Below are 10,780 nucleotides of genomic sequence, written 5' to 3'. Positions count from 1 at the left end.
TAGACCAGATCGGACTGGTCGACGCGCACCATCGGCTTGTTGGTGGGGATCGGGATGACGCCGAGCTTGTAGGTCGCCATGAACTCGGCGGCCTCGGTCTCGGCGGTACCGGTCATGCCCGAGAGCTTGCCGTAGAGACGGAAGTAGTTCTGCAGGGTCACGGTGGCGAGGGTCTGGTTCTCGGCCTTGACCGCAACACCCTCCTTGGCCTCGATCGCCTGGTGGATGCCTTCGTTGTAACGCCGGCCGACCAAGATGCGACCGGTGTGCTCGTCCACGATGAGCACCTCGCCGTTCATCACGACGTAGTCCTTGTCTTTCTTGAACAGGGCCTTCGCCTTGAGCGAGTTGTTGAGGAAGGAGATGAGCGGGGTATTCGCGGACTCGTAGAGGTTGTCGATGCCGAGGTAGTCCTCGACCTTCTCGATGCCGGGCTCAAGCACACCGACGGTGCGCTTCTTCTCGTCGACCTCGTAGTCTTCGCCGTCGATGAGGCGTTTGGCGACGTTCGCGAACTCGCCGAACCAACGGTTTGCCTCACCCGACGCGGGCCCCGAGATGATGAGCGGCGTGCGGGCCTCGTCGATGAGGATCGAGTCGACCTCGTCGACGATCGCGAAGTAGTGGCCGCGCTGCACCATGTCTTGGGTCTGCCAGGCCATGTTGTCGCGCAGGTTGTCGAAACCGAACTCGTTGTTCGTGCCGTAGGTCACGTCGGCGGCGTACTGCTCGCGACGCTCGGCCGGAGTCTGGCCGGAGAGGATGCAGCCCGTCGTCATGCCGAGTGCGCGGAAGACGCGGCCCATCAGTTCCGACTGGTACGAGGCGAGGTAGTCGTTGACGGTGACGACGTGCACGCCCTTGCTGGCGATCGCGTTGAGGTAGGCGGCGGTCGTCGCGGTCAGGGTCTTGCCCTCACCGGTCTTCATCTCGGCGATGTTGCCGAGATGAAGGGCCGCGCCGCCCATCAGCTGTACGTCGAACGGCCGCAGGCCGAGGGTGCGCTTGCTCGCCTCCCGGATCGCCGCGAACGCCTCAGGCAGCAGGTCGTCGAGGCTCTCGCCGTCGGCGTAGCGGTCGCGGAACTGCCGGGTCTCGTCACGCAGTTCGTCGTCGGTGAGGTCTTCGAAGTGCTCTTCGAGGTGGTTGATGGCTTCCGCGTAGTGCTTCAGCCGCCGGAGGACACGGCCCTCCCCCAGTCGGAGGGCTCTCTCCAGAACGTTCGCCACGGATGCTCCACTCGTCCTATTTCGCGGGCACGAACAGGCCCGCCGTTACCGGCGCGTAACTCTAGCAAGCGTAGCGTTCGGGCTCCCTGAGAGCCGGTTCTGGAGGGCTCAGCGCCGACGGCGCTTCGCCACCTGATCCTCTTGCTCTTCGAGTGAGATGACCCCGTAGTGCCAGCCCTTGCGCCGGTAGACGACTGATGGGTTATCGGTGACGGCGTCGATGAACAGGAAGAAATCGTGGCCGACGAGTTCCATGTGGTCGACGGCATCCTCTTTCGTCATCTTCGCGGCGGGGAACACCTTCTCGCGGATGACGACAGGGCTCCACTCGGCCTCCTCGGCCTCGGCAACCTGCACGGGGATCTCCCCCGTCGCGACGGCTTCGAGCAGGGCCGTGCTCGCCGGCACGAGTTCGGCGACCCGGCCGTTACTCGTCGCTTGCCCGATCGACTCCGGGCGGCGAGCGCCGCGGTGGATCTTCCTGCGGTCCTTCGCCTGCCGAATGCGTTCGAGCAGTTTGTCGAGCGCGATGTCGAAGGCGGCGTACTTGTCGACGGCGGAGGCTTCGGCGCGCACGACGGGGCCGGGGCCGATGAGGGTGAGTTCAACGCGATCATCGCCGGTCGTGCCGCCGGTCTCATGGTGGCGGATGACGCGGATCTCGAGGGCCAGCGCCTTGTCGGCGAGATGGGCGACCTTCTCCGACTTCTCGGTCGCGTAGTCCTCGAACCGGTCCGGGATCTCGACTCCGCGACCGGTGATGGTGATATCCATGGGCGTCCTCCTCCTGTTCAGTGGCGTTCGCCGTGACCCCAGGAGGCCCCGCCAGCGAGTGCCTGTGGCCCCACCGTAGACCCGCTCCCTTGGGATGTCACGGGAAGATCACGCCGACTTGCTGAGCATTCCCGATGAGCGGCCGTCGCGGCGCGGGGTGGCGGCCAGAACCGCGGCTCCGACGACCTCGGCACCGCTCGCCCGGAGCACCCCGGCGGCCGCCGAAAGAGTCGCTCCCGAGGTGACGACGTCGTCGAGGAGCAGCACGCGAAGGCCGCGCGCGGGCCGCACGAGCTCGAACGCCCCGTCGATGTTGCGGGCCCGATCCGCGACGCCGAGTCCCTTCTGTACGGCGTGCGGTCGGGCGGGCAGGAAGAGCGGAGTGAGCCGGATGCCGGCGCGGCTCGCAAGCAGCCGCACCGGTTCGTAGCCGCGACGACGGCGTGCCGCGCGCGTCGAGGGAACCGCGACAGCGACGGCACCCGGATGGATCTGCAGTGCCGCGCCGACCGCTCGCGCGAACGGGAGCGCGAGCCCGTGGGCGAGCGCGGTGCGGCCTTGCTCCTTGAACGCGAGGAGAGCGGCCCGAGCCACGCCGTCGTAGGACAGGCTCGAGGTCACACGCCCCACGCCCGGGATGTGTTCATCACTGAGCGAGGGTGCGAGCGTCGATGAGCAGGCCACGCACAGCGTCTGACCCTCGATTCCGCATCCCACGCAGGGCACCGGGAAGAGGTAGGCGTGGACTGCCGCGAGGATCACGTGCCAGCCTCTCAATGTAGGGGCAGCAAACACTGTCTTGCTGCCCCTACACGGGGAGAGGTTCAGCACCCTGCTCCTGAGAAGGACGCGATAACCGCAGGGAACGTGGCAGCGGTTCGCAAGCTAAGCAGGCTAGCGACTTAAGTCAACTGGTACGACGTTGCGCGGTCATTCATCCCACCGACGCTGTTAGCAAGGGTTGTCCAGCCAAAAGTGTCGCCAGAATAGTTGGCGAGATCCCAAATCTTGCCAGTGCAACCCCAGTTTGTCTCAAACGAAGAAATTACGTTGTTCCAGACGCCACCGAAGGCACCTGCCAGGTTCGGTGTGACTATAGATCCCCACGAGCAAATGGTGTGATCGCCGTACGTCACGAAGAGTTTGGCGCCGCCCTTGTTTGCATGGGCGTAGAAGATCCCGAGCGTGTACGTCGCGGCTGCGGAGACGCCCCTGCTCGTCTCAGAGACCGTGGAATCGCCACTTACTAGCGAGACCGGCTCACCTTTAAGCCCCTCGGTGAAGATCTCAATCCCGAACTGCTCGAATACTGCCCCGGCAATATCCTCACCGGCTCCGACGCACAGCGAGCGCTTTGACCCGCCGTCAACCCAGCAGTCGCCGACAACTTCGTTGGCCTGAGCTGAGCTCGCGTTCAGTACCAACACAAGGCCCAAAAGCACCGTCGCCGCAATGGACGCAATTCTCTTCATCCGCGAAACCTCCTGGTCCGTCAAGCAACTCCTGACAGAGTTTCACATCCCGCCAAGCGGCGCAAGAACACTCCCGACTTCTGACCGGCGGTGCGCTACTGCTGAGTGCCGAGGAAGGACGCGACGACGCCAGTGTCGCGCCAGCCGGCCGCCTCGCTCGGTCGGTGCACCCTTCCGTCGGCACGCAACACCCGGATCCCGGCGACGAGGTTGCCGCCGACGATGGCTGTGGCTCCGTCGATCTCGCCGAGATCCTCCGGTGGCCCGCCGAGCGCTAGAACGGTTACTTCGCTGCCACCCTGACCCGTTGACAACACCGCGACGTGAGTGCCGTCGACCCAGGCGACGTCGACGATCGCACCGCGCGGGTCGAGCTCGAAGGCGGCGCCGAAAGCGACCGGAACTAGGTCGGCGTTCCTCTGCACCCCGAGGATGATCAGCCGCGGTCCGTTCGCCGTCGCGAGGGCGACGAGCACCCGCGCGCCGTCGCGCGCCAACTCAAGCGAGACGACGTCCCCGTCGACATCGAGCGGGAGCGGGAACTGCTCGCCGTCTTTCACGACGATCAGCGCGCCCGGGTCGCCCCGCGGAACCGACCAGACGAAACCGTGCGGGTCAAGACCGGGGGCAATCAGACCGGCGCGTGCGTCGACAGTCACGGGATCACCGCTCGGCCCCACCACGCTGACGCCCGCCGGGCCGAGCACAGCCACCGAGGCGCGATCTCGGGCGAGGGTAGCTGCCCCAGGCTGCAACTGGTCGACGCGAGCGCCGATCACCGAGAGTGACGCGACACCGTCCGCCGTCAGCGACCCAAACTGACCGCCCAGCCCGCCGATCGCCCCGTCGCGGACGAGATAGTCGCGCTCAGGTGCGGAGGCATCGGATGCCGGAGCGAGGTCGAGTTCGCCCGCCGTCACCACCAGCTTGGTCACGTTCCCCAGTGCACGCAGGCTCGTGTCAAGTTGATCGATCATGCGCCCCTGGGTCAGAGCAGATTCGGTGCGAACATTGGCGGCCAGTTGCACGCTGACCTCCGGAGCTTCGTAAACCGCCCTGCCGGTTGTGCCTTGCGGGAAGGCGTTGATGAGCACGCCTGAACCCAGCCACGCGGTCGGACCGAGGAGCAGTTCATCGACGATCCGATCGGCAACATCGCGAGTGATCGGGAACCACCGCAAGTCGGGCACAAGGAAATCGAAAGAAGGATCGTAGAAGTAGAGCGGGTAGGCGCCGAACGCCTTCGCGAAGCCGTTGCGGCTGAGCACGGTGCCCGGGTCGGCCCGTGCGATCCGGTTCTCTCCGTCGACGATCGTGAGGTCGTAGCTCAGCGTCTGCACCTGCGACGGAACCTCGGTGTAGTGCCCCGATCCGTCGACCTCGCCGATCACGGTGACGGTCACCGCTACCGTGTCCTCATCGACGGCGACGGGGTTGATCGCGCTCGAGGTGACGAGCACCCGGCTGGTGCCGCTCCAGTCGGCGCTCGAGGCAAGAAACTCCTGAGCGACCTGGTACCGGTTCTGCGGCGCGCGACCCGCGTTGAGGAAGCCCTGCACGATCTCTACCGGACTCTGGCCCGGGACGGGACTCGGCGGAAGGACGACGGTCGGTACCTCGTCGGCGTCGACATCGATCTGCTCGGAGTGGACGTCGCCCGAGGTGGGGATCGCTACGCATCCGGCGAGCAGCAAAGTCGCCCCAAGCGCGGCGAGTGAGCGCCACCTGGCCTTCACGACAACACCTCCTCTGGCGGGAGGCCGAGGGGAGACCCGCGGAGGCTCTCCCCGGGACGGCGCGGCAGGGTGAGCCGAAAACAGCTGCCCTCGCCGGAGCGCGACCAGACCTCGAGCACCCCGCCGTGCACGGTGGCGTCTTCCAGCGCGATCGCGAGCCCCAGACCTGTTCCCCCGGTCGATCGCTGGCGCGACGGGTCGGCACGCCAGAAACGGTCGAAGACGTGCTCTAGGTCGCTCTCGGCCATTCCGATCCCGTGATCGCGCACGGCGATCGCCACGGCATCCTGATCGCTGTCGACGTAGACGTCGATCGGCCGTCCTTCGCCGTGGTCGATCGCGTTACCGAGAAGGTTTTGAAGCACGCGGCGGATCCGGCGCGCGTCGACGTCGGCCTCGAAGTACCCGCCGGGCGCCAGAAGCCGCACCTCTGTCTGCTTCTCCTGGGCGAGCGGTTCGACCGCTTCGATCGCATCCTCGACGAGCCGCACCAGGTTTGTGGGCTCGAACTCGAGCTGCACCGCCCCCGCGTCGTAGCGACTCATCTCGAGCAGGTCGGCAAGAAGTGTCTCGAACCGCTGGGTCTGCGCGTGCAGCAGCTCTGCCGTGCGCGCCGTTGCCGGAGGAAAGGCGTCTCGTTGGTCGTAGAGCACGTCACCGGCGAGGCGGATCGTGGTGAGTGGCGTGCGCAACTCGTGCGAGACGTCCGAGACGAACCGTTGCTGCACGAGGGACAGATCGGCGAGTTGCCGAATCTGGCGCTGGAGGCTCTCGGCCATCCGGTTGAACGACCGGGCGAGAGTCGCCAGCTCGTCGTCACCGCTCTCGGGCAGGCGCTCCTCGAGCTGGCCTGCGGCGAGCTTTTCGCTCGCTTCGGCGGCGACCCGCACCGGGCCGACGACAAGTCGCACCACCAGGTAAGCCACGGCACCGATCAACAACACGAGAGCTACGCCAGCGAGCACGAGCGATCCCTGCACGAAATCGAGGGTCTCCTGCACCGCGCTTAAGTTGTAGACGACGTAGAGCTCGTACTGCTGCCCCTGCGGCAACTGAACACGCGAACCGACAATGATCCCCGGCTCTTGGGCCGACTCGGACGGAATCGCGATCGACTGCCAGGTCAGGGTGTCGGGCTCCGCGTCGACGATGGCGTTCCGTAGCGACACGCTCACCATCTCCGCAGAGAAGTCGCGGCTAGCTTCGTCGAGTACGGGCGGGGGGCCGGACTGACCAGGCGCGCGAAACATCGCGACCATGGGGTCCGACGAGATGATCGCTCGCATCGAGTCGAACGCCTGGGACTGCACGACCTCGAGGTCGTCAACGACGCCGGCCTCGTCCGCGTCCGTGAACTCCTGCTGTGCGGCGAGGATGGCGCGGCTCGCCTCCGCGACCACTTGATCCCGGTTCTGGTCGAACAGGTTGCCGCGCACGCTCGTGACGATGTAGGCGCCGACCACCGTGACGGCAAGTGTCGACAGCGCGACGGTCAGGGCGACGGTGCGCAGCTGGAGCGACCCCCGCCAGAGCCGCATGGCCCTCGCGACGTAGGCCCGCCAGTCGAATCGCATCAGAGTTCGTCAGGCGCGCCGGATCAGGTGACGGCGCCCGCGCGGTAGCCGACTCCGCGCACGGTGGTCACGATGCGCGGGTCATCGGGGTCGTGTTCGACCTTGGCGCGCAGACGCTGCACGTGCACGTTCACGAGCCGGGTGTCGGCCTTGTAGTGATAGCCCCACACCTGCTCGAGCAGCATCTCGCGGGTGAACACCTGCTGAGGTTTCGTGGCGAGCGCGAGCAGCAACTGGAACTCGAGCGGCGTCAGGCCGATCTTCGTCACCCCGCGACGCACCTCGTGGCCGGCGACGTCGATCACGAGGTCACCGATCGCGACCGTGTCACTGTCGACCGCCGGCGTCGGGCGGAGGCGGGTCTTGATCCTGGCGACGAGCTCTTTGGGGTTGAAGGGCTTGACGACGTAGTCGTCGGCTCCGCTCTCGAGACCGCGCACGACATCCGTGGTCTCTCCCTTCGCGGTCAGCATGATGATCGGCACACCGCTCTCGGCGCGGATGCGCTCGCACACTTCGATGCCGTCGATTCCGGGCAGCATGAGGTCGAGCAGCACCAGATCGGGGTTGGTCACCCGAAAGGATTCGAGGGCCGCGGCCCCATCGGCGGCGAACGACGGCTCATAGCCCTCGGCACGCAGAACGATGCCGATCATTTCGGAGATGGCGTTGTCGTCGTCGACCACCAGAATGCGTGCGTTCATCGTGCGCACCAGAGTAGTCGAGGCGAACACAGCGTCGAGGCGGACAGAGCCCCGAGCGTGAGAGCATGACATCCAGTCCGTGACCGGGAAGGGCTCGCGTGAGCGACAGCGGATCCACAGAGGCGCCTCCTGCGGCGCCCACTTGGTTAGCGCCCGAAGCACCGGTTTCGGTGGCCGCGGGCCCTGTCGAGGAGCCTCTGCGCCGGCGACTCGCCTGGACGCCGCCGCCGAAACGCGGTCTCGTTCCGTTGCGCCCGATCCCGCTCGGCGTGATCCTCGGCGCCCCGTTCCGCCTGCAGCGGCGCGCCCCTCGCACAACCCTCGGTCCGGCGCTCGTCATCAGCCTCGTCACGACGACGCTCGCCGCGTTCCTCGTCTGGGCGCTCACGATCGGGGCGCTAGCCGCGCTCGACGCGGCGTACTACCAGGACTACCTGCTCACGCAGAACCTGCTCGGCGTGCTTGAGCAGATCGGCGCGTTTGTGTCGCTGGTGCTCGCGCTCGCCGGCAACGCGCTGCTTGCGGGCGCCGTCGTGATCGCCGCCTCACGGGCGGTGCTGGCCGAACGAGTGTCGTTCCGCGGACTCCGCTGGCGCCTCAAGGGCCGCACGGCGCGCCTCGTCGGGTGGACCGTCAGCGTGCTCGTCGTCGGGGCCGGGGTGCTCGTCCTCGCCTCCCTGCTGCCGGTGGCGCTGGCCGTGAGTTCGTCGATGGGCAACGTCTTCGCCCTCCTGGTCGGCTTCCTCGAGGCGATCGCGATCATCTCGATCGGCGGCTATTTCGCGGCACGCTTCGGGTTCACGAGCCATGTCATCGCCATCGAGGGACTCGGGGTCGTCGGTGCGATCGCGCGCTCGTGGCGCCTCACCCGACGCGCGGGTTGGCGGCTGTTCGGCTCGCAACTGCTCATCTGGGTGGTCGTCGGCATCGCCGCCGGCATCCTGACCCTGCCGATCAGCTGGGCACTCGACCTCGGAGTGGGGTTGGTCTTCCCGACCGGCCCCACCCAGAGTCAGATCGAGATCTACCTCGCGGCGCGCACCGTCATCCTGACCGCCGTGACCGCCGTCGTCGGCGCGTTCGGGCTGGTCGTGCAGTCGGTCTGCGCGGCCCTGTTCTACCTCGACCAGCGGATGCGGGTCGAAGGACTCGATCTCGCGCTCGCGCGGTACGTCGACGAGCGTCAGCGCGGCATCGCCGTCGCCGACCCGTTCCCGGGCGGGGGTGCCGGATGATCCGCGACGTCCCCGTCGATCCCGACGACGAGCAGGCTCGACGTTGGCTCGAGGAAGAGCTGGGGCGCGGCGACGAGCAGTACCAGCCGCCCGAGCCGCCCGGCTGGTGGCAGGACTTTCTGGATTGGATCGACCGCCTGCTCTCCGGCATCGGCGGATCCGAGGCACCGGCCCCAGGGATCGAGACCGGGCAGACGGTCGGCGTCGTCATTGCGGTCATCCTCGTCGTCGCGATCCTCGTGGTGGCGTTCGCGATCTTCGGGCTCCCCCGGTTGCGCAAGCGCAGCACGGTGACGGGTGACCTGTTCGGCGAAGACGACGACCGGTCGGCGCTGCAGTTACGCACCGCCGCGCAGCAGGCAGCTGATGCCGGCGACTTCACCTCGGCGGTCGTCGAGCTCTTCCGCTCGCTGGCCCGCGACCTCGCCGAGCGCGGCATCGTGCTGACCTTCCCCGGGACGACCGCACGCGACTTCGCCCGGCGCACGGGCCTGGTGTTTCCCCCGGCCGCGGATCGACTCGCCGAGTCCGCCGTGGTGTTCGACGACCTGCGTTACCTCGGTGGCGTCGGCACGCGCGAACAGTGGCTGCGGATGTCGGCGCTCGATGCCGAGTTGCGAGCGGCCCGCCGCCCCCGCGTGCGGGCCGCCGACGTCCTCGGTGCGAACGCAACCGCCGAAGCTGCGGAGTCGGCCCGATGAGCGTCGAGGCCCCGCCCGCTCCGCCGACCCCGGCTGCCCCTCCGCGCCGGCTGCTACGGGGCGTGCTCATCGGTGTCGCGATCTCGGTGGTCTTCGTGATCGTGGCGATCGTCGTCTACGCGGTGACCCGACCACCGGAGCGCGAAGCGGACTTCCTCTCACCGACCTCCGGAAGCCCCGCCGGGTCGCGGGCCCTCGTCGAGGTGCTGCGCGATCAGGGCGTCGACGTCGAGCCGGCGACGACTCTCGCCGAAGTCCGGGCCGTCGGCAGCGACTCTGCGGCGACGACCCTGCTGGTCTACGACGCCTACCTCGTGCTCGGCGCTGGCCAGCGGGGGGACCTGTTCGAGGTCGCGGACCACATCGTGGTGCTCGACCCGATCGATGCGGAGCTCGAGGACTTCGCGCCCGGGGTGGTGTATGCCGGGGACGGGTTCCCCGACACCTACCCGGTCGACTGCGATCTGCCCGCCGCCGGGAAGGCCGAGGCTGTATCGGGCCTACCGTTCCTGTACGACATCGAGGATGCCGACGCCGAGGTGACCGGCTGCTTCAAGGCCGACGACGGTCTCTACTCAGTCGTGCACACCCGGACCCGGGGCTCCGACGTCACGATCGTCGGCATCTCGCCCGCGTTCACCAACAGCGAGATCCTGGATGCCGGGAACGCGGCGTTCGCGCTCAACCTGCTCGGCGAACACGAGACCCTCATCTGGTACCGGCCCGATCTGAGCGAACTCGAGTCGGGCGAGATCCCGACCGCGGCGAACCTGACCCCGCCGTGGGTGACCCCGCTCGTGCTGCTGCTCCTGCTGCTCGGCCTCGCCGCCGCGATCTGGCGCGGGCGTCGGGTCGGCCCGCTGGTGACCGAGCGGCTGCCGGTCGTGGTGCGAGCCAACGAGACCATGGAGGGTCGGGCCCGCCTGTACGAACGAGCTGGCGCCCGCGAACACGCCCTCGACTCGCTGCGCATCGGGGCGATCGCCCGGCTCGCGCTCCTCTGCGGGCTGCCGAGACGCGCGACCGTCGACGAGGTCGTCAGCGCCGTCGCCGCCCTGACGGGACGCACCCCCGACGAACTCACCGAGCTGCTGACCGACCGCATCCCGGCGAACGACGGTTCGCTGGTAGAACTCTCGGACCAGCTGTTGCTCCTCGAAGCCGAGGTCACCCGCGTCGTGCGCGAGCGTTGACCGACATGACCCCTCCCGTATCGAGAGAATGGCTCCCATGACCGACACGACGGACTCGCTCCGCACCTCGCTCTCCGCCGTCCGCACCGAAGTCGGCAAGGCGGTCGTCGGCCAGGATGGCGCCGTCACCGGACTCATCATCGCGCTGCTCGCCGGCGGCCA

General features: G+C 67.7%; 9 protein-coding genes and 2 pseudogenes. 4 read left to right on the top strand and 7 right to left on the bottom strand.

The genetic code is table 11. The features are described 5' to 3' along the window. The 7 genes and pseudogenes from RMO30_RS00375 to mtrA form a co-directional block, all read right to left on the bottom strand. Positions 1–1,229, bottom strand: a pseudogene (locus tag RMO30_RS00375) (preprotein translocase subunit SecA); the annotation flags it as partial. A 108-nt stretch (positions 1,230–1,337) separates the two neighbouring features. Further along, positions 1,338–2,003 (bottom strand): ribosome hibernation-promoting factor, HPF/YfiA family, encoded by a 666-nt coding sequence (gene hpf, locus RMO30_RS00370; RefSeq protein ID WP_309707981.1) that lies wholly within the window; start codon positions 2,001–2,003, stop codon positions 1,338–1,340. A gap of 108 nt (positions 2,004–2,111) precedes the next feature. Beyond that, positions 2,112–2,765 carry a phosphoribosyltransferase family protein gene (locus tag RMO30_RS00365; protein WP_309707980.1) on the bottom strand — a complete coding sequence of 218 codons (654 nt, stop codon included), beginning with the start codon at positions 2,763–2,765 and terminating at the stop codon, positions 2,112–2,114. Between the two features lie 140 nt (positions 2,766–2,905). Then, positions 2,906–3,475, bottom strand: coding sequence for a hypothetical protein (locus RMO30_RS00360; protein WP_309707979.1), 570 nt, complete (start codon positions 3,473–3,475; stop codon positions 2,906–2,908). Between the two features lie 95 nt (positions 3,476–3,570). Further along, positions 3,571–5,211, bottom strand: coding sequence for an LpqB family beta-propeller domain-containing protein (locus tag RMO30_RS00355; RefSeq protein WP_309707977.1), 1,641 nt, complete (start codon positions 5,209–5,211; stop codon positions 3,571–3,573). Continuing rightward, positions 5,208–6,785, bottom strand: a complete 1,578-nt coding sequence (gene mtrB, locus RMO30_RS00350) for an MtrAB system histidine kinase MtrB (RefSeq protein ID WP_309707975.1) — start codon at positions 6,783–6,785, stop codon at positions 5,208–5,210. Before mtrB ends, RMO30_RS00355 begins: the two co-directional genes overlap by 4 nt. A 23-nt stretch (positions 6,786–6,808) precedes the next feature. Beyond that, positions 6,809–7,489 carry an MtrAB system response regulator MtrA gene (gene mtrA / locus RMO30_RS00345; RefSeq protein ID WP_309707988.1) on the bottom strand — a complete coding sequence of 227 codons (681 nt, stop codon included), beginning with the start codon at positions 7,487–7,489 and terminating at the stop codon, positions 6,809–6,811. A gap of 170 nt (positions 7,490–7,659) precedes the next feature. Here mtrA and RMO30_RS00340 point away from each other — a divergent pair, with 170 nt between their 5' ends. From RMO30_RS00340 to RMO30_RS00325, 4 genes and pseudogenes are all read left to right on the top strand, one after another. Next, positions 7,660–8,724 carry a glycerophosphoryl diester phosphodiesterase membrane domain-containing protein gene (locus RMO30_RS00340; RefSeq protein WP_309707973.1) on the top strand — a complete coding sequence of 355 codons (1,065 nt, stop codon included), beginning with the start codon at positions 7,660–7,662 and terminating at the stop codon, positions 8,722–8,724. Then, on the top strand, positions 8,721–9,425 hold the full coding sequence (locus RMO30_RS00335; RefSeq protein WP_309707972.1) for a DUF4129 domain-containing protein: 705 nt from the start codon (positions 8,721–8,723) through the stop codon (positions 9,423–9,425). The genes RMO30_RS00340 and RMO30_RS00335 overlap by 4 nt, the downstream gene beginning before the upstream one ends. Next, on the top strand, positions 9,422–10,618 hold the full coding sequence (locus tag RMO30_RS00330) for a DUF4350 domain-containing protein (RefSeq protein WP_309707970.1): 1,197 nt from the start codon (positions 9,422–9,424) through the stop codon (positions 10,616–10,618). The genes RMO30_RS00335 and RMO30_RS00330 overlap by 4 nt, the downstream gene beginning before the upstream one ends. A 37-nt stretch (positions 10,619–10,655) precedes the next feature. Beyond that, positions 10,656–10,780: pseudogene (locus tag RMO30_RS00325) on the top strand (AAA family ATPase); the annotation flags it as partial.

Source organism: Pseudolysinimonas sp. (genome assembly GCF_031389465.1).
Lineage (GTDB): Bacteria > Actinomycetota > Actinomycetes > Actinomycetales > Microbacteriaceae > Pseudolysinimonas_A.
Note: the sequence above shows the minus strand (reverse complement) of the source record. Positions and strands in the feature narration are given on the sequence as shown.